This is a genomic window from Kitasatospora mediocidica KCTC 9733, from assembly GCF_000744225.1.
Lineage (GTDB): Bacteria > Actinomycetota > Actinomycetes > Streptomycetales > Streptomycetaceae > Kitasatospora > Kitasatospora mediocidica.
This window is the reverse complement of the sequence record NZ_JQLN01000007.1, coordinates 877,559-904,516: the sequence shown is the minus strand read 5'-3', so window position 1 is coordinate 904,516 and position 26,958 is coordinate 877,559. Positions and strand designations below refer to the sequence as shown.

Below are 26,958 nucleotides of genomic sequence, written 5' to 3'. Positions count from 1 at the left end.
CAGAGGGGGATTTCGCAATGGAAACCATGCGCGAGCGTTTCGCCGTCGTCACCAGCGAGCTGCTGGAGCAGGACCCGAGGACCGCCGTGGTGCTCGCCGACATCGGCACCACCGGCTTCGCCGAGGTGGCGCGCCGGCACCCGGACCGGGTGGTCAACGTCGGCATCCGTGAGCAGTTGCTGATCGGCACGGCCGCCGGGCTGGCACTGACCGGGATGCGGCCGATCGCCCACACCTTCGCCAGCTTCCTGGTCGAGCGGCCCTTCGAGCAGGTCAAGCTGGACCTGGGCCACCAGGGCGTGGGCGCGGTGCTGGTGAGCGCGCTGGGCTCGTACGACTGGCCGGCCGGCGGCCGCACCCACATGGCCCCGGGGGACGTCGCGCTGCTGGACACCCTCCCCGGCTGGACCGTGCATGTGCCCGGCCACACCGACGAGGCCGACGTGCTGCTGCGCCACGCCGTGGCGGACGGCGACGCCAACGTCTACGTCCGGCTGTCCGCACACCAGAACGCCGCCGCTCAGCCGGTCGAGCCGGGCCGCTTCCTGACGGTGCGCCGGGGCACCGGCGCCGTGGTGCTGGCCGTAGGCCCGATGCTGGACGCGGTGCTGGCGGCCACCGAGGGACTGGACGTCACCGTGCTCTACGCCGCCTCGGTGCGTCCCTTCGACTCCGCCGCCCTGCGCGCCGCGCTCGGCTCGCGGGCGGACGTGGTCCTGGTCGAGCCCTACCTCGCGGGCACCTCCAACAACGCGGCGCACGAGGCGCTGGCCGACCTGCCGCACCGGGTGCTGGGCCTGGGCGTGCCGCGCGAGGAGCACCGGCGCTACGGCTCGATGGACGAGCACCTGGCCGCCTACGGGCTGGATGCCGCAGGCCTGCGCGCCAGGATCACCGGCTTCCTGCGGTGACCCGGCTGACGACGCAGGCGCCCGGGCCCACCCGGGTGCCCGTCACCTCGCCGTACCGGGCCAGCTGGGTGCCGGCCGGCGGCTCGTACGGCTTGTCGCCGAGGTTGACAGTGATCCGCAGGTCGCCCCGGTGGACCGTCAGCCAGCGCTCCTCCTCGTCGAACTCCACCCGGACGGCGGCCAGGTCGGGATCGGTGAGGGCCGGCTCGGCCCGCCGCAGACGGATCAACGTGCGGTACCAGGACAGCAGTTGGGTGTGATCCGGTTGCCGCGGCTCGCTCCAGTCCAGGGTGCTGGCGAGGACCGTGCCCGGGGCCTGCGGGTCGGGGATCTCCTGGGCCGACCAGCCGTGCTCGGTGAACTCCCGGCGCCGGCCCTGCCGGACGGCCTCGGCGAGGTCGGGGTCGGTGTGGTCGGTGAAGTACTGCCAGGGCGTGGAGGCCCCCCACTCCTCGCCCATGAAGAGCATCGGGGTGAACGGCGAGGTGAGCACCAGCGCCGCACCGAGGGCGAGTTGGGCGGGGGAGAGCCGGTCGCCGACGGCCCGGTTGCCGATCTGGTCGTGGGTCTGGGTGTAGCCGAGCAGCCGGGCGCCGTAGGCGGCGGGGAACGGCCGCCCGTGGTGGCGCTCCCGGAACGAGGACCAGCTCCCGTCGTGGAACCAGCCCCGGGTCAGCACCTTGGCCACGGCCGCCAGCGGCGCGCGGGCGAAGTCGGCGTAGTAGCCCTGGGACTCGCCGGTCAGCGCGGCGTGCAGGGCGTGGTGCAGGTCGTCGCTCCACTGGGCGGTCAGACCGAGGCCGCCGGCCTGGCGCGGGGAGGTCAGCCGGGGGTCGTTGAGGTCGGACTCGCCGATCAGGAAGAGCGGGCGGCCCACGGCGGCGGCCAGCGTGTCGACGGCGGTGGAGAGTTCCTCCAGGAAGTGCACGGCCCGGTCGTCCGCCAGGGCGTGCACGGCGTCCAGCCGCAGCCCGTCGATCCGGTAGTCGCCCAGCCAGGCCAGCGCGCTGCCCACCAGGTAGTCGCGGACCTCGTCGGAGCCGGGCGCGTCCAGGTTGACCGCCGCGCCCCACGGGGTGTGGTGACGGTCGGTGAAGTACGGGCCGAAGGCGGGCAGGTAGTTGCCGGACGGGCCGAGATGGTTGTGCACCACGTCCAGGATCACGCCGAGCCCCCGGCGGTGGGCGGCGTCGACGAACCGCTTCAGCCCCTCCGGGCCGCCGTACGGCTCGTGCACCGCCCACAGCGAGACCCCGTCGTACCCCCAGCCGTGCCGGCCGGGGAACGGGCAGACCGGCATCAGCTCGACGAAGTCGACGCCCAGCTCCACCAGGTGGTCGAGGCGCTCCTCGGCGCCGGCGAAGGTGCCGGCCGGGGTGAAGGTGCCGACGTGCAGCTCGTAGACCACCGCGCCGGCCAGCGGACGGCCGTGCCAGGGCGCGTCGGACCAGGCGAAGGCGGCGTGGTCGACGTGCGCGCTCAGCCCGTCGGGGCCGTCCGGCTGGCGGGCCGAGCGCGGGTCGGGCAGCGCAGGGCCGCCGTCCAGCCGGAACCCGTACGCCCGGCCGGCCGGCGCCTCGCCCTGCCACCAGCCGCCGGCGTGCGCCTCCAGCGGATGGCGGTCGCCGTCCACCTCGACCTCGACCAGCCGCGCGGCGGGGGCCCAGACTCGGTACTTCACGATGGCTCCCGGGTGAGCAGGGTGACAGTGTCGACGACGCCTTCGTGCTCGCGCCCGGTCAGCAGGTCGGTCCAGTCGCCCGCCAGCTCCAGGGCGGCCGGCCGGCCGCTGCGGGCGAGTGCGTACGGCAGCCGGGTGACGGCGACCGTGAGGTCGTCCCCGCGCTGGAAGGCGACCAGGTGGGGGCCGGTGGCCAGCGGCCGGTAGGGGCCGAGCGGGCGGGGCAGGTGCAGGGCGGTGCTGGTCAGATGGCGCTTCTCGTGGTCCAGCTCGGAGAGCGAGGCCTCGGCGGCGTCGAAGCGGACCGGGGCGCGGTTGTCGGGGTCCACCAGGGTGTAGAGCATTCGCTCGCTGCCCTGGTAGAGGTCCGGCACCCCGGGCGCGGTCAGGTGCAGCAGCGCGGCGGCCAGGCTGTTGCTGCGGGCGTAGGGCGCCAGGAAGCCGACGAAGGCGGTGATCCTGGCGGTCAGCTCGGGGTTCGCCAGGACGGCGCGGGCGTAGTCGCAGAGCTCGGCTTCGTAGCCGGGGTCGGGGGAGGTCCAGCTGGTGGCGAGCTTGGCCTCGCGGACCGACTTGAGCAGCACGGCGACCAGCCGCTCGGGGTCGATCGGCCAGGCGGCGACCAGGGTCTGCCACAGCAGCCACTCGGCGTTGCGGTCGGCCAGCCCGCCGGCCAGCCCCGACCAGGCGGTGCACTCGGCCAGCCAGCGCTGCGGCAGCTCGGCCAGCACGGCGAGGCGGGCGCGGGCGTCGGCGCTGCGCTTGGTGTCGTGGGTGGAGAGCGCGGTCATGGTGAGGGGCCAGTGCTGCTGGATGTGCGCGCACCAGCGGTGGAAGTCGGCCGGGTCGACGCCCGGGTGCGCGGGGTCGCCGCCGACCTCGTTGAGGCTGAGCAGCGGGTGCCAGCGGTAGAAGGCGGTGTCCTCGACGCCCTTGGCGGCCACCGCGGAGGCGGTCTGCGCGAACCGGGTGCGGAACTCGTCCTTGGCCGCGCCGCCGCCCAGCCGCCCGTGGGCCAGCAGCTCGACGAACTGCTCGGTGCTCGCGGGCGCGGTGACGTCGCGGGCGGGGGTCGCCGGGTAGGGCCGGTAGACGGGGTAGCGGGTGAGCAGCTCCTGCAGCGCGGCGCGGACGGCGAGGGGGGCGTGGTCGGCAAGGGCGGGCTCGGCGGCGCCGATCCGCCCGGCCAGCCGGACCAGCCGCTCGACCTCGGCGGCCAGCTCGCCGTCCGGTGCGATCATCTCCGCGCGGCCCTGCTGCGCCTCCTCGGTCACGGCCTGCGGGACGGCCTCGCCGGTGTGCTCCCCGAGGTGCGCGGCGTACAGCTCCGCCAGCCTGCGCGCGCCCGGGCCGTCGGTCAGCACGCCGTCGATCTGCCGCAGCGCGTCGTAGCCGGTGGTCCCGGCGCAGGGCCAGTCGGTGGGCAGCTGCTCGTCGCCGGTGAGGATCTTCTCCACCACCACGTACGCGCCGCGCGCGGCTCCGGCCAGCCGGCGCAGGTAGCCGCGCGGGTCGGCGAGGCCGTCCGGGTGGTCGACCCGGAACCCGTCCAACACGCCCTCGTTGCGCAGCCGAAGCAGCACGCCGTGGGTCGCCTCGAACACCTCCGGGTCCTCGGCGCGGACCGCGATCAGGTCGTTGACGGTGAAGAACCGCCGGTAGTTCAGCTCGGTGCGGGCCAGCCGCCACCAGGCCAGCCGGTACCACTGACGCTCCAGCAGCTCCGGCATGGGCAGCCACTGGGTGCCGGGCCGCAGCGGGAAGGCGTGGTCGTGGTAGCGCAGGGTGTCCTGATCCACGATCAGTTCGTCGAGCACCGCGCCCAGCCGGTCGCCGAGCACCGGCAGCAGCACCCGGCCGTCCTGCGCGGCCCAGTCGATGTCGAACCAGCGCGCGTACGGCGAGTCGGGGCCGTCCCGCAGCACCTGCCAGAGCGGGGCGTTCAGCCGTTCGGGGACGGGCAGGGCCATGTGGTTGGGCACGATGTCGGCGATCAGCCGCAGCCCGTGCGCCCGGGCGGTGGCGGCCAGCTCGCGCAGCGCGCGCTCGCCGCCGAGCTGGTCGCTGACCCGGGTGTGGTCGACCGTGTCGTAGCCGTGGGTGGAACCGGGGACCGCCTCCAGGAGCGGGGAGAGATGCAGGTGGGAGACGCCGAGCGCGGCCAGGTAGGGGACCGCGGCGGTGGCGTCCGCCAGGGTGAAGGACGGCTGCAGCTGCAACCGGTAACTCGCCGTGGGTGCTGACATCACGTTAGCCACGCCTCTATGACTACCCGCTGTATCGGCCCGGTACGACCCGGCGGCATCGGCCGGGTGAACGGGCGTCAGGCCGGCCGCCGCAGCACCAGGAGCGAGCGGTCCGCCAGCCACAGGCCGTCGCCCGCCTTCACCCGCAGGCCGCTGCCGGGGGTCGGCAGCGTGGCCAGCGTGGTGTCCACCACGACCTGCCACTGCTCGCCGTGGCCGGCCGGCACGGTGAACTGCAGGGACTCGTAGTGCGCGTTGAACATCAGCAGGAACGAGTCGTCGGTGATGGTGCCGCCGCGCCGGTCCGGCTCGGAGATGGCGCTGCCGTTCAGGAAGACCGTCAGCGACTTGGCGTAGCTGGCGCCCCAGTCCTGCTCGGTCATCTCCTCGCCGCCGGGGGTGAACCAGGCGATGTCGGTCAGGCCCTCATGGGTGCCGGACACCGGACGGCCGTGGAAGAACCGGCGGCGTCGGAAGACCGGGTGGTTGCGGCGCAGCCAGACCATCCCCTGGGTGAACTCCAGCAGCTGCGACTCCTTGGGCCAGGACACCCAGGAGAGCTCGTTGTCCTGGCAGTAGGCGTTGTTGTTGCCGTGCTGGGTGCGCCCTACCTCGTCGCCGTGCGAGAGCATCGGCACGCCCTGGGAGAGCAGCAGGGTGGCGATGAAGTTGCGCTGCTGGCGGGCCCGCAGCTCCAGCACCGCCGGGTCCTCGCTCTCGCCCTCGGCGCCGCAGTTCCAGGAGCGGTTGAAGCTCTCGCCGTCCCGGCTCTGCTCGCCGTTGGCCTCGTTGTGCTTGTCGTTGTAGGAGACCAGGTCGCGCAGGGTGAAGCCGTCGTGGCAGGTGACGAAGTTGATCGAGGCGATCGGGCGCCGCCCGTCGTCCTGGTAGAGGTCGGAGGAGCCGGTCAGCCGGGAGCCGAACTCGGCCAGCGTGGCGTTCTCGCCGCGCCACAGGTCGCGCACGGTGTCCCGGTACATGCCGTTCCACTCCGTCCAGAGCGGCGGGAAGTTGCCGACCTGGTAGCCGCCCTCGCCGACGTCCCACGGCTCGGCGATCAGCTTCGCCTGCGAGACCACCGGGTCCTGCTGGACCAGGTCGAAGAACGAGGAGAGCCGGTCGACCTCGTGGAACTGTCTGGCCAGGGTGGCCGCGAGGTCGAAGCGGAAGCCGTCCACGTGCATCTCGGTGACCCAGTAGCGCAGCGAGTCCATGATCAGCTGGAGCACGTGCGGGCTGCGCATCAGCAGGCTGTTGCCGGTGCCGGTGGTGTCCATGTAGTAGCGCCGGTCGGCGGCGAGGCGGTAGTACGAGGCGTTGTCCAGGCCGCGCATCGAGAGCGTGGGGCCCAGGTGGTTGCCCTCGGCGGTGTGGTTGTAGACCACGTCGAGGATCACCTCGATGCCGGCCGCGTGCAGTGCCTTGACCATCGACTTGAACTCCTGGACCTGCTGGCCGCGGTCGCCGACCGAGGAGTAGGAGCCGTGCGGGGCGAAGAAGCCGATGGTGTTGTAGCCCCAGTAGTTGGTCAGCCCGAGGTCGCGCAGCCGGTGGTCGCGGACGAACTGGTGCACCGGCATCAGCTCGATCGCGGTGATGCCCAGCTTGGCCAGGTGCTCGATCAGCGCGGGGTGGGCGAGCGCCGCGTAGGTGCCGCGGATCTCCTCGGGGATGCCGGGGTGCAGCATGGTCAGGCCCTTGACGTGGGCCTCGTAGAGCACCGAGCGGTGGTACTCGGTGCGCGGCGGGCGGTCGTTGTCCCAGTCGAAGTACGGATTGATGACGACCGAGTGCATGGTGTGGGTGGCGGAGTCGAGGTCGTTACGGCGCTCGGGGGTGCCGAAGTGGTAGCCGTAGACCGACTCGTCCCAGTCGATGGTGCCGCTCATCGCCTTGGCGTACGGGTCCAGCAGCAGCTTGGCGCTGTTGTGCCGGCGGCCGCGGGCCGGATCGTAGGGACCGTGCACCCGGAACCCGTAGCGCTGGCCCGGCTGCACGCCGGGGAGGTAGGCGTGCCGGACGAAGGCGTCGGTCTCGCGCAGCTCGACGGCCGTCTCGGAGCCGTCCGCCGCCAGCAGGCAGAGCTCGATCCGGTCGGCGCTCTCGGAGAACACCGCGAAGTTGGTGCCCACCCCGTCATAGGTGGCACCGAGGGGGTAGGACTGCCCCGGCCAGACCTGCATGAGCCTCAACCTCCTTGTCAGCCAAGGGAACTGACGCTCCCTTGGGACAGCCGCGCCCGCTGCGTCCGGTATGCCCGGGCGGCCCGCTCGGCATGTGCGCCGACCGTCCGCCGTGACGCACGGCACATGCCGGACTGACGTACTGTCATGGGCATCGTTGCCGCTTCCGCACGGTTTATGACGCTCTTTCGGCCCTAGTTCGCCCGAACGGGTGTCCATCGATTGCCGGGACGCTCCCGGACCCCGGCTGCTGCTGTGCCAACGGGCTGCGGGTGCGACGGACCGCGCAGTACCCTTGATCGTCAGGCCCCTCCGCGCGGGAGGCGGCGGCCGAGAGGTGAGGTAAAGCATGGTGTTCCCCGCCGACGACTGGCCCGACGGGCTCGGCGGCAAGGCACCAGGGGCCCGCACCGAGGCGCCGACGGTCGTGCTGGGCTCCCCGGGCGGCGGGCGGCTGCCCAGCCAGTCGAGGGGCGCGGACCAGCTCACCCCCGACAGTGGCGCGCCGGGCTGGAGCGCCGAGCAGTGGCAGCGCGCGTACCAGCGGGTGCGGCTCACCGGGCGGGCGTACGTCTGGCTCAACCTGGTCGAGCAGCGGTTGCGCTCGCTGCTCGACGACCTGCTGCGCCCGGTCTACGCCCCGGCACACGGCGCGGACTGGGTGACGGCGGCGGCGGGACCGGTCGGCGAGGAGTGGGTGCAGCGCGCCGCGGCCGTCCGTGAGGTCAGCCGGCGCAAGGGCTACCTGCTCGACCCCGCCGACGACGACCCGCTGGTCTTCCTCACCCTGCCGCAGCTGCGCGAGCTGATGGTCCAGCACTGGCCGTGCTTCGAGCCGTACCTGGACGACCGCCGGGAGATCGAGCTGGCGCTCGACGAGCTGGAGGTCGCCCGGCATGTGGTCTCGCGCAACCGCAGCCTCTCGCCGACCGTGCTGGCCCAGGCCGAGCGGGCCGCCGCCCGGGTGCTCGGCCTGCTGGACGGGCGTCCGGCCGGTACCGCCGGCCTGCCCTCGGACATCATCGAGGAGCTGGTGGCCGGGCGGTACGCGGACGTCGCCGCCGTGCACGCCGACCGGATCGGCCTGCAGCGCGACCTGCCGGTGGAGGACCTGTTGGAGGGTGCCCGGCGGCTGGACGCGATCGGCATCGGCCTGGGGATGCTCTGCCAGAACTTCACCGGCAAGCGGCTGGTGCAGCTGGCCGGCGACGGCTGCCGGGTGCGGCTGCTCTTCCTCAACCCGGCCAGCAGCGCGGTCCGTCGGCGCGAGCGCGAGCTCGGCGTGGGACGCGGGGAGCTGTCCCGCTCGATCGAGATGAACATCATGCACGTGCGCCGGGTGCGCGCCCGGCTGCGCGACCAGGGGGCGTTCGAGATCCGGGTCTTCGACGAGATGCCGCGCTTCACCGCCTATCTGGTGGAGGGTCCGCGGGTGCCGGGCTCGCGCCGGCGCAGCGGCGACCTCGGCGTGGTGCAGCCCTATCTGCGGCGCGCACGCGGGATCGAGTCGCCGGCGCTGGTGCTGCGGGCGGGCCCGGTCGGGGCGGAGGGCTCCGAGCCCGGACTGCTGGAGGTGTACCGGGAGGAGTTCGAGGGGGTCTGGGCGGACTCCCGCTCCGTCAGCTGACCGATCGTCCGGGTGAGGCGAGGCTCACCTTCTTCTTTACCTCCCCTGGCGTGGACGGCCACGGAGAGCATGAGTAAGGTACGCCTAAGCTAAGTGAGTGGCGCTTGGCGGGAGCGAACGTTTCTGACGGTCGTTCTCAGGCACGCACCGGGTCGGACCCGGGGAGGAGTCCGCGGTTCATGTGGGACGACGCTTTTCCAAGCTTCCTGATCGGCCTCAGGGAAGGTCTTGAGGCCGGTCTGATCGTCTCGATCCTGGTGGCCACCCTGGTGCGCTCCGGCCAGAAGGCGCGGCTGCCCCAGGTGTGGACCGGCGTGCTGGCAGCCATCGCCCTGGCCCTGAGCTTCGGTGCCGTGCTCACCTTCACCGCCGCCAACCTCTCCGGCACGGCCCAGGAGGCCTTCGGCGGCACGCTGAGCCTGATCGCGGTGGCCTTCGTCACGGCGATGGTCTTCTGGATGCGCAGCTCGGCCCGCACCCTCTCCTCGGACATCAAGGAGAAGGTCGCCGCCGCGCTCACCATGGGCGGTGGCGTGCTGGTGCTCACCAGCTTCCTGGCCGTCGGCCGGGAGGGCCTGGAGACCTCGCTCTTCCTCTGGACCACCGCGCGCTCCGCCGGCGAGTCCACCGGCCCGGCGATCGGCGCCGCGGTCGGCCTGGTGCTCTCCGCGCTGCTCTGCTGGGGCCTGTACCGCCGGGTGCTGAAGATCAACCTCTCCAAGTTCTTCACCTACACCGGCATGGTCCTGATCGTGATCGCGGCCGGCGTGCTGAGCTACGGCCTGCGCGACCTGCAGGAGGGCGGCGCGCTCGGCGGCGCCCACGCGTACGCCTTCGACCTGAGCGGTTCGATCGACGCGAGCTCCTGGTACGCCACGCTGGTGCAGGGTGTCCTCAACATCACGGTCACCATGACCTGGCTCCAGGTCGTCGCTTACGTGGCCTACCTCGCCGTCGTGATGACGCTCTTCGTCCGCGGCCTGCGGGCCGCCGCGCCCAAGCCCGAGCCCGAGCCCGCCAAGGCCGAGGCTGTCGCCGAGACCGAAGCCGCTGCCGAGCCGGTGGGCGCCGCCGAGCCCGCGACCGCGCCGAGCAGCCGCAACCGCCGGCTGCTGCCCGCCGCACTGGTGACCGTCCCGGCCGTGGTCGCCGTCGTGGTGATCGCCGCCAGCGGCGGCAAGCCGGCCACCACCGCCACCGTCGCCGTCTCGGACGCCAAGGCCGACTGCGGCAAGGGCTTCAGCACCCCGCAGCCCGGCCAGCAGACCTTCCAGATGCACAACACCGGCAGCAAGACCTCCGAGGTCTACCTCGTCAACCCCACCACCAGCGCGGTCTACGGTGAGATCGAGGGCCTGGCCCCCGGCACCACCCGCCCGCTGACGGCCACCATCGGCAACGGCGACTATGCCTGGCGCTGCGTGCCCACCGGCGGCGACGCGGTCACCTCGGCCGCCGTCCACGTCAGCGGCGGAGCAGCCGTCAAGGCGGTCTCCCCGGTCTCGGACGACGACCTGAAGGCCCCGCTCGACGGCTACAAGGCCTACGTCCAGAGCGGCCTGGCCACCCTGCTGACGCAGACCCAGAAGCTGCAGGCCGACCTGACCGCCGGTGACCTGGCCACCGCCCGCACCGACTGGCTCACCGCGCACCTGCAGTACTCCTCGCTGGGCGCCGCGTACGGCACGTTCGCCGACTTCGACAAGAAGATCAACGGCCGGGCCGACGGCCTGCCCGACGGCGTCAACGACAAGGACTTCAGCGGCTTCCACCGCCTGGAGTACGGCCTGTGGCACAACCAGACGGCCGCCGAGCTGGCCCCGGTCGCCGACCAGCTCTCCAGCGACGTGGACGGCCTCGGCAAGGCCTTCCCGACCCAGGACTTCGACCCGACCGACCTGCCGCTGCGCACCCACGAGATCCTGGAGAACGCCCTCCAGTTCGAGCTGACGGCCGACACCGACGAGGGCAGCGGCACCAACCTGGCGACCGTCCAGGCCAACGTGGCCGGCACCCAGGAGCTGCTGACCGTCCTCCAGCCGCTGATCGCGCCGCGCGACCCCGAGGGCCTCAGCACCATCAACGCCGACATCAAGCGGGTCTCCGCCCTGCTGGCCGCCGCCCACCACGCCGACGGCAGCTGGACCCCGGTGCAGCAGCTCGACGCCGGTACCCGGGCCCAGCTGAACGGCGCCACCGGCCAGCTGCTCGAAGACCTCGCCCCCGTCCCCGACCTTCTTGAGATCCGGAAGTCCGCCTGATGACCACCACTCAGAACGGGACCACCGGGTCCTGCCCCTTCCCGCACGAGGCGCTGGCCGCCGCCAAGGCCGCCGAGGCCGCTGCCGCCGCCGGCTGCCCGGCGGCCCCGGCCCGCCGCAGCTTCCTCGGCGCGGCGCTCAGCGTCGGCGCGGCGGGTGCCGCGCTGGCCGGCGGTGCCAGCGCGCTGGTGCTCGGCGGCTCGGACAAGGCCGCCGCGGCGGCCGTGAACACCTCCGCCCAGTCCGTCGCCTTCGAGGGCGCGCACCAGGCCGGTGTCATCACCCCGACGCCGACGGTCGCCGCGTTCCTGTCGTTCAACGTCATCGCGGCGGACCGCAAGGCGCTGGAGGACCTCTTCCACACGCTGACCGACCGGATCCGCTTCCTCACCTCCGGCGGCACCCCGCCGGACCTGGGCGTCGGCGCGCCGCCGTCCGACAACGGGATCCTCGGCCCGACCGTGCCCACCGACAACCTCACCGTGACGGTCGGCGTCGGCGCCTCGCTCTTCGACGCCCGCTACGGCCTGAGCAAGGCCAAGCCGGTCAAGCTCGGCCCGATGAAGACCTTCCCCAACGACAACCTGCAGCCCGCCGAGCTGCACGGCGACCTCTCGCTGCAGATCTGCGCCAACAGCCAGGACACCGTGCTGCACGCGCTGCGCGACATAGCGAAGCACACCCGCGGCGCCATGCAGCTGAAGTGGCGGATCGACGGGTTCCAGAACGCCCCGCGCCCGGTCGGCGCGCAGCGCAACCTGCTGGGCTTCAAGGACGGCATCGCCAACCCGGACATCAAGTCCGGCCGGGAGATGGACAAGCTGGTCTGGGTCACCGACGGCATGGGCGAGCCCGCCTGGGCCACCGGCGGCAGCTACCAGGTGATCCGGATCATCCGGATGCTGGTCGAGTTCTGGGACCGGGTCTCCCTCGCCGAGCAGGAGAAGATGTTCGGCCGCCGCAAGGACACCGGCGCCCCGCTGGACGGCGCCAACGAGAGCGACATCCCCGACTACGCCAAGGACCCGCAGGGCAACGCGATCCCGCTGGACGCCCACATCCGGCTGGCCAACCCGCGCACCGACAAGACCGACGACTCGCGCATCCTGCGCCGCGGCTACAACTACGACCGCGGCCTGGACTCGGTCGGCAACCTGGACATGGGCCTGGCCTTCTGCTGCTACCAGCAGGACGTCACGCGCCAGTTCGAGGCGACCCAGACCCGCCTGATCGACGAGCCCCTGGTGGACTACATCTCGCCGACCGGCGGCGGGTACTTCTTCGTGCTGCCGGGCGTGAAGAACGGCTCCGACTGGCTCGGCAGCGGCCTCTTCGCCGCCGCCTGAGCCGGCGCGGCTCCAGCAAGGCGCCGTCGGGCCCGTGGCTACGGGTCAGGCGGCGCCGAGCTTTCTGACGTCGTCGAGGCTGACGACCTGGTCGGCCGACGGCTCCTGGACGACGACGGGGGTGCCGTAGTCGTGGAAGGACAGCGTGTCGGTGCCGTGGGTCAGCTTGAGCGGGTGCGGCTTGCCCTCGGCGGCCACCAGGATCGTGGTCGGGGTGCCGACGTGGTCGAGGGTGAGGGTGAGCGCCTGCTGCCCGTCCACCGTGGTCGGCGCGCCCAGCGTCGCGTGGTCGTCCACGGAGATGTACTGCTGGATCACGCTGTCCAGGGCGAACGCCTTGACCAGGGACTGGAACTCGTTGTCGTCCGACCGCCCGCTCAGGTAGTGGCCGTCGAACTTCTGGGCCGCCAGCGCACCGTCCTTGCCGCCCAGCACCTGCCAGAACGTGGTGTCCGGCTTCACCCATGCCGTCGCGCCGTGGCGGACGAGTCCGAAGGAGCCCTCACCCTCGGGCGTGATCGTGCCCAGGATGTTGCCCGCCCCCATGTCGTAGGCGACGTGGGAGGTCAGCGACTTGCCCGCCGCCCCGGAGTTCAGGTCCACGGTGACGGTGCCGGGGCTGAGCAGGTCCCGGAGGCTCTGGTCGCGAAGCTGGTCGGCGGACAGGGCCGCGTTGCTCGCGCTTGCGCTCGTACTCGGGCTCGCGCTCGGGGCGGCCGAGACGGTGGGCGACGGCACGGGTGCGGGCGCGGCTGCGGGCTTCGCCGACGAGCAGCCGGACGCGCCGATCGCCAGTGCCAGGCACAGCAGAGAGCCGCCGCTGAGACGGCTGCGAGTAGACATGTGAAGATTCCCCTCCTGGTGTGGACGAACGGAAACCTACCGGCAGGGGGACCGGAGTGTCACAGGTGGGGGCCATGATGGGTCCCGTCGAACTGGCTGGACGGAAGGAACCGGGTGATGGGTGAGCTGAGCGGGCGGACGAAGTGGTGGCACGAACCGCTGGTCGGCTTCGACCTGGAGACCACCGGGACCGATCCGGCCGAGTCACGGATCGTCACGGCGGCGCTGGTCGAGGCGGTCGGGGGCGTGCCGGTGCGGACCACGTGCTGGCTGCTCGACCCCGGGATACCGATCCCGGCCGAGGCGCAGGCGATCCACGGGATCAGCGACGATCAGGCGCGGACCAGAGGCAGACCGGCGGCCGAGGCCGTCGAGGAGATAGCCGCGGCGCTCTGCGCCCGGCTGGCCGACGGCACCCCGGTCGTCGCCTTCAACGCGCCGTTCGACCTCTCGCTGCTCGACGCCGAGCTGCGCCGGTACGGACGTCCGGGCCTGGCGGAGCGGTTGACCGGGCGCGCGGTGGTCCCGGTGCTGGACGCGCTGGTGATCGACCGCGCGGTGGACCGCTACCGCAAGGGCTCGCGGACCCTGCAACGGGTCTGCGAGATCTACGACGTGGAGCTGGCCGACGCCCACGACGCGGCCGCCGACGCGCTGGCCGCCGTCCGCGTCGCGGTGGCGCTGGGCGAGCGCTACCCGGGCGAGCTGGGCCGGTCGACGCTCGCGGCGCTGCACGAACGGCAGGTGGACTGGTACCGCGAGTGGGCCGAGGGCCTGCAGGCGTGGCTGCGCAAGGGCCGCGACCCCCTGGCCGTGGTCGACTCCCGCTGGCCGATGCGCTGACAGGGTCACGGCTGGAGCTGCGCCGTCCGCAGCCGACGGATGCCGGCGTTCACGACCGGGCCGACGCCGAGTGACGCGCCGACGAACAGCGCGCCGAGCAGCGCCCAGCCCGGTTCCCCCAGGCCCAGCGGCAGCAGGGTACTCAGGGCGGGGGCCAGCATGGCGGAGACCGAGGCACCGCTGCTGACGAGTCCCTGGTACTGCCCCTGAGCCCCCTCCGGGGCAAGCCCGAAGGCGATGTAGAACTGGGCGGAGGCTGCGCACAGTCCGCCGGTCAGGTTGAGCAGCACCCCTGCCGTCAGCAGGGCCGCGCCCGGCCAGGGCGCGGTGCGTGCCGTCGCGGCGAAGCAGCAGCAGGCCAGCAGGAGGCTGATGCCGCCGATCCCGGCCGTGCGGCGGGCGGAGCGCCAGCTGCGCACCCGCCGTGAGACGGGGACCTGGAGCAGGACGTGCCCGATCGTGTTGACCGCGAAGGCCAGTGAGATGAACTCGCCGGGAATCGAGGTGCGGTGGAGTACCCAGAGCGGCAGGGCGAAGGTGACCGTCGTGTTGTACATCCCCAGGACGCTGAACAGGCCGGTGACCGTGACGTACGGGCGGTCCCGAAGCGCCTGCCAGGGCGACGGCCGCAGCTCGGCCGGCCGCGGGAGTGCGCGCGGCAGCCGCAGGTAGAGCGCGGCGGCCGCCAGGAACGTCGCGGCGTCCAGCGCTATGGCCCACCGGTAGGCGAGTGGGGTTCCCAGGCGCAGCGCCACGGCCGAGAGAGAGGAGCCGAGCGCGAGTCCGAAGAAGACCACGGACCGGGTGTAGGCGCGGGCGGCCACCCGCTCGGACGTGGGCACGCTGTCCGCCACCAGTGCGGCCGCGACACCCGACACGCCGCGGTCGAGGGCGGTGATCAGGGTGGCCAGCACGGTGAACTGCCAGGCCGTGGCGACGAAGACGTAGCCGAAGGTCAGCACGCCCATCGCCGCCAGCAGGGCCACTTGCACCTGACGGGCGCCCTGGCGATCCGCGAGCCGGCCGAGCGGGATCCCGGAGACGACGCCCGTGACAGAGGCGATGCCCAGCCCCAGCGCGACCTGCCCCGCTCTCAACCCGACCACCTGGGTGAAGTAGAGCGCGCTGAGCGGCAGGAACAGCCCGCTGCCGAGGGTGTTGACCAGGATGGCCAGCGCCATCGTCCGGACGACGGGGGAGTGCGGAGGTGTTCGCCGTAATGGAGTCACATCCATGGGCAACCGACTTCTGGCGCCGATTTCATCCTTGGTGAAGGCCCTCAAAAGTCGGTTCGAGCTGGCGATTTGGCTGTGCGCCTCCTACCGGTCCTCTGGGGAGGGTGACTTGACGTCGCTTGGGCCAACTGCCCGGGGCGGGCTGGCTCGGCCATCTGCTGACCGGCGGGCGTACTCGGAGGGACATACCGGACATTCGGTGTTGTCTTCTGGTGTGAGCCGGTTCGCTTTCGCCCGGTTCCGCCCTCCTCGTGACAGGAAAACCCTCGTGAAGCTCCGCTACATCGCCGCCATGTCCCTGGCCACCAGCGCTCTCATGGTCGGCGGCGCCGTGCTGTCCGCCGTACCGGCCAGCGCAGGTGCGCCCACTGCGAGTTCGACGTCCACGCACCGCGACGCGGCCGCCTGTGCGGCTGCGGAGGCGGCGGCTTCTGCTGCCGTCGCCCAGGCGGCTACGGCCGCCGCCGCCCAGGCCGCCGCTGCCACCGCCGCCGTCGCTGCCAAGACGCTCGCCGGGGACCTCGCCGCGACTCCGCCGGCCGCTCCGACCGTCATCGCCACCGACGTAGCCAACGCCGTCGCGGCCCTCGCGGCTGCCACCACGGCCACCGTCGCCGCTGTCGCGGCCGAAGGCACGGCCGCCGCGGCCACCGCCGCCGCCGTCACGGCGTGCGCCCCGGTGCTGCCGAAGGCCTGACAGCGCGAGGCGCAACCCCGGTCTCCCGGGCCGGGGTTGCGCTTTCTCAGCAGTCGGTGGGGAGGTCTCCGTTGCGGATGGCGGTGATGAAGGCCTGCCAGGCGGGGGCGGGGATGAGGAGGGCGGGGCCGTGCGGGTCCTTGGAGTCGCGCACGGGCATGACGCCGGGGTGTCCGTCGGCGACCTCGATGCAGTTGCCGCTGCTCTGTCCGCTGTAGCTGGACTTGCGCCAGTGGGTGGCGGCCAGACTGTGCCTGTCACTCATCACCGAACTCCTTTGCCACCGAGCGGATCAGGTCCAGGGACGCCTCCGGCGGCAGCGCGGCGGCCCGCGCCCGATCGTACAAGGCCTGGCAGCGGATCACCGTCGCTGGATCGTCCAGCAGTTGCCCGCTGAACACACCTTCCGAGTAGGCCACCGGCGGGGCGTCCGCGAAGGTCATCAGGGTGAGGCTGCCCTCCATCATCGAGTGTGCGCGGGACGAGAAGGGAAGCACCTGGATCACGGCCCGTCCGCGCTCCACCCTCTCGACGAGGTGCCGTAGCTGTTCGGCCATCTCGGCGTCGGTGCCGACCGGGCGGCGGAGGACGTTCTCATCCAGGATCGTCCACAACTCCGGGGCTGTTGGACTGTCCAGGAGACGTGCGCGCTGCATCCGGTTCCGCACGTAGCCGTCGATCTCGTCCTGCGGCATGAACGGCTGAGCCGCTCGGAAGATGGCATGGGTGTAGGCCTCGGTCTGCAGCAGCCCAGGGATCAGGAGTGCCCCGAACTCGCTGATCGTCAAGGCGACCTTCTGAAGCTCCGCGACAGCTGCGAAGTAGTCGGCATCGAGTGACCCGTCGATCAGTTCCTTGCACATCCGACCGAAGATGCCGTCCGTCCGCAGCGCCACGTCGAACCGCCGAGCCAGGTCGAGTTGGGGCTTTCGGATGGCCGCCTCGAAGAGGCCGATGTACGAGCCCGAGCAGTAGACCAGGTCACCGAGCTCCTGCTGCGACAGACCGGCGGCCTCGCGGCACCGCTTCAGCTCGGATCCGAAGAAGTCCCACCCGAACCTGGGCTGACTGAAGCCCTTGGAACCGACTTTTTTAGTCACCTGTGAACTCCTCCGCCTGACAGAGCCGTTGTCGCCGGGTTCCCCCTGGTGAGCGTAGCCCGGGATGCCGACGCTAGGAGTACAAAACGTAGGGATTCCCTCGCTCACAGTGAGGGGCGGGGCGGAGAGAGCGGCGGCACGATGAGCGAACAGACAACCGGGCCCACCTGGCTGCTTGACCTTCTGGCGTCAGAACCACCGCTGCTGTCAGGCGAGTTGCGCTCCGAGGTGCATGCCTGGCTGAAGCGCGGCCCGAAGTCGGCGTTGGTGGCGCGGCGGCTGCTGCGCAAGCTGCTGGCGCAGCGCGCGGATGGTGAGCGCTTCCGTGACGGCGGTCAGCTGCTGGTCTCCGAGCTGGTGACCAACGCGGTCGTGCACGCGAGGGTCCCGGCGGGGCGCAGGCTCTGGGTGCGGTTCGCGGTGGACGCGGCGGTGCTGCGCATCGAGGTGCACGACGCGAGCGGTGAGCGGCCGGTGCCGCGGCAGGTGGGCGAACTGGCGGAGTCCGGGCGGGGGTTGCTGCTGGTGCAGGCGCTCTCGCAGCGCTGGGGGAGCTGTCCCAGAGCCGGTGGCGTCGGCAAGGTGACCTGGTGCGAGTACGTCCCGGAGAACTAGCTCGCGGGGAAGTCGAAGGTGTAGCCCTGCTGGACGAGCCACGGGAGCAGCTGGGCGAGTGCGCTGACGGTCTGGCTGCGGTTGCCGCCGCCGTCGTGCATCAGGATCACGCCGCCGGGGCGGAGTTCGCGCTGCGCGGTGTCGACGATCTTGTCGACGCCGGGGCGGGCCCAGTCGCGGGTGTCGACGGTCCAGCCGAGCGGGCGCAGGTCGGCCTGGACGGCGATCGCGCGGTTGTCGGCGCTGAAGTCGCCGCCCGGGGCGCGGAACCAGCTGACCTCGGTGCCGGGGCCGCCGGCCTTGATGATCATGTCCTTGGCGGCGTCGATCTCGTAGGTCTGCTTGTCGTGCGACAGCGTGTGCATCGGCTGCGGGTGGTGCACGGTGTGGTCGCAGAGGCGGTGGCCGGCCGTCCGGATGCGCTGGACGATCGCCGGGTCGGCGGCGGCCTGCGGGCCGATCTCGCAGAAGGTCGCCTTGGCGTGGTACTGCGCGAGCAGGTCGAGGATCTGCGCGGTGGCCGGGCCGGGGCCGTCGTCGAAGGTGAGCGCGACCGTGCGGCCGCCGGTGGCGGTGCCGTAGGCGATGCCGCTGCTGGGGGCTCCCGCGGCGGGCGGCGGGGCGGCGGCGGTGGTGGCGGGAGCGGTGGCCGGTGCGGTGTGCGACGTGGGGTGCGTGCTGGGGGACCCGGAGGCCGTCGCGGAGGTCGAGGCCGAGGTCGAGGCGGAGGTCGAGGCCGAGGGGTGGGCGGCGGCACCGGCTGAACTGCTGCTGCCCGCCTGGTTCGTCCCGCAGGCGCAGACGAGAGCTAGCGAGAGCGCCGCCGCGCAGCCTGCGGCAGCTCGGCGAAGCAGTCGGCGGTGCGTGCCCTTGGTCGGCATGACGGCGGCTCCTGAGGATGGTTCGAGCCGCCCGGGGTGGAAGCGACTTACCTGTACGACGCCACCTTCAGGCCGACAGTTCCGATACGTCCATAGGTTCTTCAGACAAATCTAAGACAACGTTGAGGGTATGTCGGGGAGGGTCAGAAAGCATGCCACCGCACGGTCGTGTCCCCCTCGCGGAGCGAGGTGACCCTCCGTCGGAACTCCGCCAGCGCGGCGGCGTTGCCCGGCACCTGCTGCGCCACCCACGAGGCGCTGGCCGTCTCCCGGGCCCCGCGCAGGACGGCGCAGCCGGCCCACTCCCGGACGTCCCACCCGTAGGCGTCGGTGAAGGCGCGGTAGTCGGCGGCCGGGACCCCGTACCGGTCGTGGCTGAGCGCGAGCACCACCAGGTCGTGTTCGCGCAGATCGTCCGAGACGGTCTCCAGGTCGAGCAGGACCGGCCCGTCCGGGCCCAGGTGGACGTTGCGCGGCAGCGCGTCGCCGTGGATCACGCCGGGCGCCAGGTGGGGCGTCAGCTCGGCGAGGGCGGCGCCGAAGCCGTCGCGGCGTCGGCGCAGGAAGTCGGCGTCGGCCGGGTCGATGTGCCCCTCGGCGGCCCGCAGCCAGCGCTCCACCCCGCTGAGCAGGTCGCGGCGCGGCAGCGGGACGGGCGGTGCGGGCAGCCGGTGCAGCGCGCGCAGCAGCGGGCCGAGGTCGGCGGGCCGCGCGGTCCGCACGGCGGGGTCGAGCCGGTGCCAGAAGGTGACGGGATGTCCGGCGGCGTCCACCGGCAGCTCGGGGAGGTTCCCGGCGGGCCGGACCACCGGGATGCCCTCGCCGGCGAGCCAGCGCGCCACGGTCAGCTCGCGCGCCGCCCGTTCGGTCAGCTCCGGGCCGCGGCCGACCTTGGCGACGACGGCCGGGTCGCCCAGGTCGAAGACGGCGTTCTCGCCCAGCGCGATCAGCCGGGCGCCGGCCGGGTCGGGCAGCGCGGCGGCGGCGCAGGCGAGGGTGAGCAGGGCGCGGGCGCGGGCCTCGTCGAAAAGGATCACGCAGCACAACGTACCGGCCGGGCCCCGCGGGTGCGGGGTCCGGCCGGTGGCGTGCGGTGAGGAGGGGTCAGGCGTTGATGTGGTGGGCCCAGGAGGTGTCGTCCTGCACCGGCGCGGGGACGGGCGCGGGAGCCGGTGCCTCGGTGTGCGAGAGGTCCGGGAGCCAGCCGAGCCAGCGCGGCAGGTACCAGTTGCGCTCGCCCAGCAGACTCATCACCGCGGGCAGCAGTACACCGCGGATCACTGTGGCGTCCACCAGGACGGCGACCGCCAGGCCCACGCCCATCTGCTTCATCGACTGCATGGAGAGGGTGCCGAAGACCGCGAAGACCGCCACCATGATGACCGCCGCGCTGGTGACCACTCCGGCCGTCGAGCGGATGCCGTAGCCGATGGCGGCCTGCGTGGCCAGGCCGCGGTCGTGCGCCTCCTTGATCCGGGAGACCACGAAGACGTGGTAGTCCATGCTCAGCCCGAAGAGGATCACGAAGAGGAAGAGCGGCACCCAGGACTCCACCGCGCCGACCCCGTCCGTGCCGATCAGCGAGGCGCCCACCCCGTGCTGGAAGACCAGCGTGAGCACCCCGTAGGCGGCGCCCACCGAGAGCAGGTTGAGGACGACGGCGGTGACGGCGATGCCCAGCGAGCGGAACGACGCGAGCATCAGCAGGAAGGCGAAGGCGACCACGAAGCCGAAGACCGGGAGCATGCTGCCGGTCATCTGCTGGTTGAAGTCGTGCGAGCCGGCCGTGTCGCCGGTCACCGGGGCTTCGGTGCCGGGCACCTTGAGCAGGGTGTTCGCCACCACGTCGGTGCGCAGGGTCTGCAGGGCGGCGGTGCTGGCGGCGTCGTTGCCGCTGCCGTTGAGCGGGACGTCGATCACGGCGACGTTCTGCGCGGCGTGCACGGTGACGTCGATCGGGCCGTGCATCCTGCCGCTGGCCAGCGCCCGGGTCTGGAAGTCGGCGATCGCCTGCTTCATCGCGGGGGAGGTGATGTCGGTGGCCTTGACGACCACGGTGGCGGGGGAGGGGCTGCCGGGGAAGGCGGCCTCGATCCGCTGGGAGGTCTGGACCAGGGCGTTGCCTTTGGGCAGCTGCTGTTCGAAGGTCAGGTTGGCGGTGTGCATGGTCAGCAGCGGGGCAGCCAGGCCGAGCAGCAGTCCGCCGGCCAGCACGGTGGCCGCGAGCGGGCGGCGCAGCACGGGGGTCAGTACGGCGTTCCAGACCCGTCCGCCGGTGGCGGCGTGGGCGGCCGGGCGGGCCTTGAGCTTGTGCAGGAAGGGCACCCGGCCCTTCTCGACCCGGTCGCCGAGCATCGACAGCAGCGCGGGCAGCACGGTGAGCGAGCCGATCACGGCGGTGATCACCACGACGATGATGGCGTAGGACATCGCCTGGAAGTCGGCGATCCCGGTCAGGAACATGCCCGCCATGGCGACCACCACGGTCACCCCGGAGACCAGCACGGCCCGGCCCGAGGTGGCGGCGGCGATCTGCAGCGCGGTCGCCGCGTCGCGTCCGGCGGCGCGCTCCTCACGTTCGCGGCGCAGGTAGAAGAGGCAGTAGTCGACCCCGACGGCCAGGCCGACCAGCAGCATCACCGAGCTGGCGTCGTCGCTGGTGTGCAGGAAGCTGCTGCTCAGCGCGACCAGCCCGCCGGCCGCGATGAAGGCCGTCAGCGCCAGGCCGACCGGCAGGATGGCTGCGACCAGCGCGCCGAAGGCGATCAGCAGGATGCCCAGGGCCAGTGGCACGGCGGTCCACTCGGCGCTGGCGAAGTCGTTCTTGAACTGGTCCTGGAACCACTTGTTCGAGCTCGCCTCGCCGAACTCCACCACCGTGAGCGAGGGGTTGGCCTTCTGGACGCCCGCCACCGCGCCGAGCACCGTCGGCACGTTCGCGAGGGCGTCGTCCTTGGTACCGGCCATGGCGAACTGCACCAGCGCCGAGTGCCGGTCGGCGGAGATCGCCCGGCTGTCGTACGGGGAGCGGACGTCGGTGGCCTTGCCGGTGGCGTTCACCGCGGCCAGGACCTGGTCGACGGCGGCGCGGAAGGCCGGGGCGTCGGCGGTCTGCGCGCCGCTCTGGACGAGCACGGTCTCGCCGGCCGGGCTCTTGATCCCGGCGGCGTCCAGGATCTGGGCGGCGCGGGCCACCTGGCCGGGCATGGACTCGGAGTCGGTGACCTTGGTGCTGCCGTGGGCTCCGCCCAGGAAGGCGGCGAGTACGACGAAGAGGATCCATCCGAAGACTGCTGTCTTGCGATGGCGGGCGCTCCAGGCGCCCATGGTGGCGGCCAGTCCCAGCTTTGATGACACGGTGGTTTTTCTCCCCCAGGAGATACAGCGGAGTGGGTGCGCCGGGCAGTGCTCCGGGCTCACAACCGACACTAGGGAAAGGCCACTTGAGGGGTAATCCGGCCAGCGGGTGAGACCCCCCTGGGCCTGTCCCCAGGGTTGGGGGTGGGGTTATCCCCAGGTCGCTCTCCGTCCTGGGTACGGGCCGAACTCCACCCTGAGGGGGAGGGATCTCCACCCGGAGCACGAGGTCAGGAGGGGGGTCCGCAGGTCAGGATGGTCCAGGGAACGGCTCGGCCGTCCCTTAGGGGGAGCGGAGACGGGGGTCACTTGCCGGTCGGCAAGTAAGAACCCGTAGGATGCTCCCATCGTCCACTTACCTGCCGACCGGCTAAGGCGCTGCGCCCGAGCCGGTTCACAGTCGTCGCCCAGTGTCCCGTCCCCCAGGGCTGCGATGAGCCATGCCCAGGAGGCAAAACAAGCATGTTCCACCGAATCGGACAATTCGTCGTCAGGCGGGCCTGGTGGGTCATAGCCGCCTGGATCGTGGCGGCCATCGCGATCGTCGCCACCGCGCCGACGCTCACCTCGAACACGGACGAGAGCTCGTTCCTGCCGCGGCACTACGAGTCGATCCAGGCCTCGGACCTGCAGACGAAGGCGTTCCCGGAGAACTTCACGCCCTCCGCGATGCTGCTCTTCGAGCGTACCGACGGCGGCCAGCTGGACGCGGCCGACCACACCACCATGAACAACGTGGTCAAGGGGCTGACCGACAAGGGCATCAAGTATGTCCAGATCATCTCGCCGGTCGGCGAGCGGTCGGTCTCCAAGGACGGCAAGTACGCGATCTCCTCGATCGGCTTCACCAAGGACGCTCCGCAGGGCCCGCCCACCGCGGACACCGCCAAGGCCCTGCGGGACGACGCCAAGCAGATCGCCTCCGGCAGTGACCTGAAGGTCCAGCTCGGCGGCGCGGCCGCGCAGCAGCTCGACCAGCAGGACTCCTCCAAGCTGGCCAACGCGCTGATCGGCGGTGGAACGGTCGTCATCATCCTGCTGACGCTGTTCCTGATCTTCCGCAGCCCGCTCATCGCGCTGCTCCCGATCGTGTCGATCGCCGTCTACTCGATGGTCGCCAACGGTCTGATCGCCGACGCCAGCAAGGCCTTCGGCCTCAACGCGGACAGCTCCTCGTCGGCCATCCTGATCGTCGTGCTGTTCGGCGTCGGGACCGACTACTTCCTCTTCCTGGTGTTCCGCTACCGAGAGCGGCTGCGAGCGGGCGACGACCGCAAGACCGCCGTGGTCAACGCGGTCGGCCGGGTCGGCGAGGCGATCGCCTCGGCGGCCGGTGCGGTCATCGTGGCCTTCAGCGTGCTGATCCTCTCCAGCCTCGGCATGTTCAAGGCGCTCGGCCCGGAGCTGGCCATCGCCGTCTTCGTGACCGCGCTGGCCTCGGTCACCCTGGTGCCGGCGGTGCTCTCGCTGATCCCCGAGCGGGTGCTCTTCTGGGAGCGCAGCCTGACCTACGCCGTGCGCAAGTTCGTCTTCCGCAACAAGAGCCTGCAGCCGTCCGGCCGTTGGCGCCTGGAGCCGAAGAACGCCCGCTTCGCCGCGCTCGGCGGGACCGTCGAGCGGCGGCCCGGCTGGGTGGCCCTGGTCTCCGGCGGTCTGCTGGTCGTCCTGGCGCTCGGCGCGTTCAGCTACAAGGGCACCTTCGACCTGGCCTCCGGCTCGATGCCGAAGACCAAGGAGTCGATGGTCGTCCAGAACACCGTCATGAGCGAGTTCTCGGCCGGCGCCTCGGCCCCCTCGCAGGTCTACCTGACCTCGACCAACGGCACGCCGCTCGACCCGTCCGCGTTCCCGGCCTACGCCGACAAGCTCGGCCAGGTCAAGGGTGTCGCCCAGGTGGCGCCCACGCCGACGCTGAGCAAGGACAAGCTGACCGCGGACTTCACCGTCACGCTGAAGGACGACCCGGCCTCCAACGCGGCGATCGACACCATCGGCAGCCTGCGCACCACGGCGCACAGCTCGGCGCCGGACGGCTCCAAGGCGTACGTCGGCGGCATCACGGCGGTCTACAAGGACATCAACTCCGCGATGGCCCACGACTACTCGCTGGTCTTCCCGATCGCCGCGGTGCTGATCATGGTGATCCTCGGCCTGCTGCTGCGCAGCGTCGTCGCCCCCTGGTACCTGATGGCGGCGGTCGGCCTGGGCTTCGGCGCCACCGTCGGCGCCACCAGCCTGGTCTTCCTCAAGCTGGACAGCCAGCCGGGCATCATGTTCATGCTGCCGATGTTCATCTACCTCTTCGTGGTGGCGATCGGCACGGACTACAACATCCTGATGATCGCCCGACTGCGCGAGGAGGCCCGCGAGGGCCACGGCCCGCGTGAGGCCGCCGGCCTCGCGATCCGGCACGGCGGCCCGACCGTCGCCGCCGCCGGTGGCATCCTGTCGGCGACCTTCGCCACCATGCTGCTGGCCGGGAACAGCCTGTTCAGCGAGATCGGCTTCTCGGTGGCCTTCGGCATCGCGGTATCGGCCTTCGTGATGGCGATGTTCTTCACCCCGGCGCTCACCGCGCTGCTGGGCCGCGCGGCCTGGTGGCCGGGCCACGGCGAGATCGCGGGCCACGGCTCGCCGACCCTCGCCGTGGTCGACGAGTACCGCAGCGAGGAGGACGCGCAGCCCGCCGGGCGGCGCTGACCTCGCGGCGCTGAAGCGAACGCGCGAACCGAACGCGCGAACCGAACGCGCGAACCGTACGGCGGCCGCACCCGGGGTGACCTGGGTGCGGCCGCCGTCGCGTGTGCCGCGCGCCGGTGTGGCGGTCGTCTCAACGGGTGGGCGATGGCGAAAATTATCCGATCAGTCCAGCCGCGGTCGTGCTACAGTCGACGTCAGTTGCAGTTTTGGTTCCCATGAACGTTTGTGTGCGCCTGCTGGTACCAACCAACAGGCGCATTTGTTTTGTCCGGTGTTATCTCCGGATGGGGATCGCGGCTACTTGAGGCCCGCGAGGTGCGGGTCTCGATGCCCCAGAATTTAGGAGACGGTTATGGCTACCGGCACCGTGAAGTGGTTCAACAGCGAAAAGGGCTTCGGCTTCATCGAGCAGGATGGTGGCGGCGCTGACGTGTTCGCCCACTACTCGAACATCCAGGCCAACGGCTTCCGCGAGCTCCTCGAGGGCCAGAAGGTCGAGTTCGACGTCACGCAGGGCCAGAAGGGCCCGCAGGCCGAGAACATTCGCGCCATCTGATTTTCCGGCACTGCTGGAAAAACGCACGACGCAAGCGAAGGCCCGTACCGCACGGTGCGGGCCTTCGCCCATGCCGCCGAACGGCCGGGGCGGCGCACATTCCTTCCTGACGGCCGAACCCCTGTGTCACTCCTTGTGGTGACCGCTCAGGATGGAGTATCCGCATGACCGAACAGGCACGCCGTTCCTCAGCAGGCCGTGGCCGCCCGCGTACCGGCAGCACCGGCGCCGGTGGCTCCGCGCGCACCAGCTCGGGCGGCTTCAGTGACGCCCAGGCCCGCGCCGGACGCAGCTCCGGCGGCCTGCGCAGCCAGAGCCAGGGACAGAGCCGCGGTCGCGGCGGTTCCGGCCAGAGCCGCGCCGCCGAGGCACCCGCAGACTTCGCCGCCGTCACCGGTGGCACCCCGGCCCGCCCGCCGGCCGCGACCTTCGCCGAGCTGGAGATGCCCAAGGCCCTGCTCAGCGCCCTGACCCGGGAGGGCGTCACCGAGCCGTTCCCGATCCAGTCCGCCACGCTGCCGGACGCGATCGCCGGGCGCGACGTGCTCGGCCGCGGCCGTACCGGCTCCGGCAAGACCCTCGCCTTCGGCCTCGCCGTCCTGGCCCGCACCAACGGCCGCCGGGCCGACGCCCGCAAGCCGCTGGCCCTGGTGCTGGTGCCCACCCGCGAGCTGGCCCAGCAGGTCACCGACGCGCTGACCCCGTACGCGACCGCGGTCAACCTGCGGATCGCGACCGTCGTCGGCGGCATGTCGATCACCCGGCAGGCCAACGCGCTGCGCCGGGGCGCCGAGATCCTGGTGGCCACCCCGGGCCGGCTCGACGACCTGATCAACCGGCAGGACGTCCGGCTCGACCAGGTGGCGATCACCGTCCTGGACGAGGCCGACCAGATGGCCGACATGGGCTTCCTGCCCCAGGTCACCAAGCTGCTGGAGCAGGTCGAGGAGAACGGGCAGCGGATGCTCTTCTCCGCCACCCTGGACCGCAACGTCGACCGCCTCGTCAAGCGCTTCCTCTCCGACCCGGTCACCCACTCGGTGGACCCGTCGCAGGGTGCGGTGACCACCATGGAGCACCACGTGCTCCACCTGGAGGCGGCCGACAAGGCCTCCGTCACCGCGCACGTCGCTTCCCGCGAGGGGCGCGTGATCATGTTCGTGCACACCAAGCACGGCGCCGACCGGCTGGCCAAGCAGCTGCTCGCCAGCGGCGTCAAGGCGGCCGCGCTGCACGGCGGCAAGTCCCAGCCGCAGCGCAACCGGACGCTGGACCAGTTCCGCGACGGCAACGTCACCGCGCTGATCGCCACCAACGTGGCGGCCCGCGGCATCCACATCGACGGCCTGGACCTGGTCGTCAACGTGGACCCGCCGATCGACCACAAGGACTACCTGCACCGCGGCGGCCGTACCGCCCGGGCCGGCGAGTCGGGCACCGTGGTGACCCTGGTGCTGCCCGAGCAGCGCCGCGAGATGACCAAGCTGATGTCCACCGCGGGCATCCGGCCGGTCACCACCAAGGTGCGGCCCGGCGACGCCGAGCTGAGCCGGATCACCGGTGCGCGCACGCCGTCCGGCGTCGCCGTGACGCTGGCCGTCGTGGCCGCGCCCGCGCCGGCGGCCAGCACCGCCAACCGGCGCCCGGCCGGCCCGCGTTCGACCCGTCCGACCGATGTGGACGCCAACGGCAACCCGCGTCGCCGTCGCCCCAAGCAGCGGATGGGCGCCGGCGCCGGTGGCGGCAGCGGTGCGGGCGCCTCGCGCCAGGCGGCCGGCTTCTCCGGCAAGGCCAGCAGCGGTGCGGCTCCGGGCACCGGCTCCAAGACCGGTGGCAACTACGGCACCGGCCGTCAGCGTCGCCCCGCGCGCTGACA

20 protein-coding genes are annotated in these 26,958 nt (G+C 71.9%); 10 read left to right on the top strand and 10 right to left on the bottom strand.

The features are described 5' to 3' along the window. Positions 1-17: 17 nt before the first annotated feature. Positions 18-911 carry a transketolase family protein gene (locus BS80_RS34230; protein WP_035805348.1) on the top strand — a complete coding sequence of 298 codons (894 nt, stop codon included), beginning with the start codon at positions 18-20 and terminating at the stop codon, positions 909-911. Here the strand turns inward: BS80_RS34230 and treZ are convergent. The 3 genes from treZ to glgX all read right to left on the bottom strand — a co-directional run bounded on the left by treZ (position 892) and on the right by glgX (position 7,021). Beyond that, positions 892-2,592, bottom strand: a complete 1,701-nt coding sequence (treZ, locus tag BS80_RS34225) for a malto-oligosyltrehalose trehalohydrolase (protein WP_035805345.1) — start codon at positions 2,590-2,592, stop codon at positions 892-894. The genes BS80_RS34230 and treZ overlap by 20 nt on opposite strands. Next, complete coding sequence (gene treY, locus BS80_RS34220) at positions 2,589-4,838, bottom strand: malto-oligosyltrehalose synthase (RefSeq protein WP_051967577.1); 2,250 nt, start codon at positions 4,836-4,838, stop codon at positions 2,589-2,591. Before treY ends, treZ begins: the two co-directional genes overlap by 4 nt. Before the next feature lie 77 nt (positions 4,839-4,915). Continuing rightward, positions 4,916-7,021 carry a glycogen debranching protein GlgX gene (gene glgX / locus BS80_RS34215; protein ID WP_035805343.1) on the bottom strand — a complete coding sequence of 702 codons (2,106 nt, stop codon included), beginning with the start codon at positions 7,019-7,021 and terminating at the stop codon, positions 4,916-4,918. 349 nt (positions 7,022-7,370) lie between these two features. Between glgX and BS80_RS34210 the strand changes: the two genes are divergently transcribed. The 3 genes from BS80_RS34210 (at position 7,371) to efeB (ending at position 12,255) form a co-directional block, all read left to right on the top strand. Continuing rightward, positions 7,371-8,648, top strand: coding sequence for an SAV2148 family HEPN domain-containing protein (locus BS80_RS34210; protein WP_035805341.1), 1,278 nt, complete (start codon positions 7,371-7,373; stop codon positions 8,646-8,648). A 179-nt stretch (positions 8,649-8,827) separates the two neighbouring features. Beyond that, positions 8,828-10,909 carry an iron uptake transporter permease EfeU gene (gene efeU / locus BS80_RS34205; RefSeq protein WP_035805339.1) on the top strand — a complete coding sequence of 694 codons (2,082 nt, stop codon included), beginning with the start codon at positions 8,828-8,830 and terminating at the stop codon, positions 10,907-10,909. Then, positions 10,909-12,255: an iron uptake transporter deferrochelatase/peroxidase subunit gene (gene efeB, locus BS80_RS34200; protein WP_035805337.1), complete on the top strand. Its 1,347-nt coding sequence runs from the start codon at positions 10,909-10,911 to the stop codon at positions 12,253-12,255. Before efeU ends, efeB begins: the two co-directional genes overlap by 1 nt. A 45-nt stretch (positions 12,256-12,300) precedes the next feature. Here efeB and BS80_RS34195 read toward each other — a convergent pair whose 3' ends face one another. Continuing rightward, the gene (locus BS80_RS34195) at positions 12,301-13,098 is read right to left on the bottom strand and encodes a hypothetical protein (protein WP_035805335.1); all 798 of its coding nucleotides are present in this window, start codon (positions 13,096-13,098) and stop codon (positions 12,301-12,303) included. A gap of 117 nt (positions 13,099-13,215) precedes the next feature. Between BS80_RS34195 and BS80_RS34190 the strand changes: the two genes are divergently transcribed. Next, positions 13,216-13,941 carry an exonuclease domain-containing protein gene (locus BS80_RS34190; protein ID WP_051967576.1) on the top strand — a complete coding sequence of 242 codons (726 nt, stop codon included), beginning with the start codon at positions 13,216-13,218 and terminating at the stop codon, positions 13,939-13,941. A 5-nt stretch (positions 13,942-13,946) separates the two neighbouring features. On the opposite strand, the gene BS80_RS34185 is transcribed toward BS80_RS34190, so the two are convergent. Then, positions 13,947-15,122 carry an MFS transporter gene (locus BS80_RS34185; RefSeq protein WP_051967575.1) on the bottom strand — a complete coding sequence of 392 codons (1,176 nt, stop codon included), beginning with the start codon at positions 15,120-15,122 and terminating at the stop codon, positions 13,947-13,949. Between the two features lie 322 nt (positions 15,123-15,444). Here BS80_RS34185 and BS80_RS41370 point away from each other — a divergent pair, with 322 nt between their 5' ends. Then, entirely contained in the window at positions 15,445-15,873 is a 429-nt protein-coding gene (locus tag BS80_RS41370; RefSeq protein ID WP_051967574.1) for a hypothetical protein, read from the top strand. Between the two features lie 46 nt (positions 15,874-15,919). Here the strand turns inward: BS80_RS41370 and BS80_RS34175 are convergent, their stop codons facing one another. Next, positions 15,920-16,138 carry a DUF397 domain-containing protein gene (locus BS80_RS34175; RefSeq protein ID WP_035805332.1) on the bottom strand — a complete coding sequence of 73 codons (219 nt, stop codon included), beginning with the start codon at positions 16,136-16,138 and terminating at the stop codon, positions 15,920-15,922. Next, entirely contained in the window at positions 16,131-17,081 is a 951-nt protein-coding gene (locus BS80_RS34170) for a helix-turn-helix domain-containing protein (RefSeq protein WP_332262217.1), read from the bottom strand. Before BS80_RS34170 ends, BS80_RS34175 begins: the two co-directional genes overlap by 8 nt. Before the next feature lie 33 nt (positions 17,082-17,114). On the opposite strand from BS80_RS34170, the gene BS80_RS34165 reads away from it, so the two are divergent. Further along, complete coding sequence (locus tag BS80_RS34165) at positions 17,115-17,588, top strand: ATP-binding protein (protein WP_083975673.1); 474 nt, start codon at positions 17,115-17,117, stop codon at positions 17,586-17,588. Here BS80_RS34165 and BS80_RS34160 read toward each other — a convergent pair. The 3 genes from BS80_RS34160 to BS80_RS34150 form a co-directional block, all read right to left on the bottom strand. Beyond that, on the bottom strand, positions 17,585-18,469 hold the full coding sequence (locus tag BS80_RS34160) for a polysaccharide deacetylase family protein (protein WP_083975671.1): 885 nt from the start codon (positions 18,467-18,469) through the stop codon (positions 17,585-17,587). The genes BS80_RS34165 and BS80_RS34160 overlap by 4 nt on opposite strands. 143 nt (positions 18,470-18,612) lie before the next feature. Next, complete coding sequence (locus tag BS80_RS34155) at positions 18,613-19,503, bottom strand: phosphotransferase enzyme family protein (protein ID WP_035806757.1); 891 nt, start codon at positions 19,501-19,503, stop codon at positions 18,613-18,615. A 70-nt stretch (positions 19,504-19,573) separates the two neighbouring features. After that, positions 19,574-21,796 (bottom strand): MMPL family transporter, encoded by a 2,223-nt coding sequence (locus tag BS80_RS34150; protein ID WP_051967573.1) that lies wholly within the window; start codon positions 21,794-21,796, stop codon positions 19,574-19,576. A 492-nt stretch (positions 21,797-22,288) separates the two neighbouring features. Here BS80_RS34150 and BS80_RS34145 point away from each other — a divergent pair, with 492 nt between their 5' ends. The 3 genes from BS80_RS34145 (at position 22,289) to BS80_RS34135 (ending at position 26,956) form a co-directional block, all read left to right on the top strand. Continuing rightward, entirely contained in the window at positions 22,289-24,526 is a 2,238-nt protein-coding gene (locus BS80_RS34145; RefSeq protein ID WP_035805326.1) for an MMPL family transporter, read from the top strand. Positions 24,527-24,878: 352 nt separating this feature from the next. Beyond that, on the top strand, positions 24,879-25,082 hold the full coding sequence (locus tag BS80_RS34140; protein WP_035805324.1) for a cold-shock protein: 204 nt from the start codon (positions 24,879-24,881) through the stop codon (positions 25,080-25,082). A 164-nt stretch (positions 25,083-25,246) separates the two neighbouring features. Further along, complete coding sequence (locus BS80_RS34135) at positions 25,247-26,956, top strand: DEAD/DEAH box helicase (RefSeq protein ID WP_083975669.1); 1,710 nt, start codon at positions 25,247-25,249, stop codon at positions 26,954-26,956. Positions 26,957-26,958: the final 2 nt, after the last annotated feature.

Excerpts from the sequence above, each read along its gene's own strand:
- BS80_RS34230 (WP_035805348.1), top strand. The coding sequence starts at position 18 with ATGGAAACCATGCGCGAGCGTTTCGCCGTCGTCACCAGCGAGCTGCTG.
- treY (WP_051967577.1), bottom strand. The coding sequence starts at position 4,838 with ATGTCAGCACCCACGGCGAGTTACCGGTTGCAGCTGCAGCCGTCCTTC.
- glgX (WP_035805343.1), bottom strand. The coding sequence starts at position 7,021 with ATGCAGGTCTGGCCGGGGCAGTCCTACCCCCTCGGTGCCACCTATGAC.
- BS80_RS34210 (WP_035805341.1), top strand. The coding sequence starts at position 7,371 with ATGGTGTTCCCCGCCGACGACTGGCCCGACGGGCTCGGCGGCAAGGCA.
- efeU (WP_035805339.1), top strand. The coding sequence starts at position 8,828 with ATGTGGGACGACGCTTTTCCAAGCTTCCTGATCGGCCTCAGGGAAGGT.
- efeB (WP_035805337.1), top strand. The coding sequence starts at position 10,909 with ATGACCACCACTCAGAACGGGACCACCGGGTCCTGCCCCTTCCCGCAC.
- BS80_RS34195 (WP_035805335.1), bottom strand. The coding sequence starts at position 13,098 with ATGTCTACTCGCAGCCGTCTCAGCGGCGGCTCTCTGCTGTGCCTGGCA.
- BS80_RS34190 (WP_051967576.1), top strand. The coding sequence starts at position 13,216 with ATGGGTGAGCTGAGCGGGCGGACGAAGTGGTGGCACGAACCGCTGGTC.
- BS80_RS34185 (WP_051967575.1), bottom strand. The coding sequence starts at position 15,122 with ATGGCGCTGGCCATCCTGGTCAACACCCTCGGCAGCGGGCTGTTCCTG.
- BS80_RS34175 (WP_035805332.1), bottom strand. The coding sequence starts at position 16,138 with ATGAGTGACAGGCACAGTCTGGCCGCCACCCACTGGCGCAAGTCCAGC.
- BS80_RS34165 (WP_083975673.1), top strand. The coding sequence starts at position 17,115 with ATGAGCGAACAGACAACCGGGCCCACCTGGCTGCTTGACCTTCTGGCG.
- BS80_RS34160 (WP_083975671.1), bottom strand. The coding sequence starts at position 18,469 with ATGCCGACCAAGGGCACGCACCGCCGACTGCTTCGCCGAGCTGCCGCA.
- BS80_RS34150 (WP_051967573.1), bottom strand. The coding sequence starts at position 21,796 with ATGGGCGCCTGGAGCGCCCGCCATCGCAAGACAGCAGTCTTCGGATGG.
- BS80_RS34145 (WP_035805326.1), top strand. The coding sequence starts at position 22,289 with ATGTTCCACCGAATCGGACAATTCGTCGTCAGGCGGGCCTGGTGGGTC.
- BS80_RS34140 (WP_035805324.1), top strand. The coding sequence starts at position 24,879 with ATGGCTACCGGCACCGTGAAGTGGTTCAACAGCGAAAAGGGCTTCGGC.
- BS80_RS34135 (WP_083975669.1), top strand. The coding sequence starts at position 25,247 with ATGACCGAACAGGCACGCCGTTCCTCAGCAGGCCGTGGCCGCCCGCGT.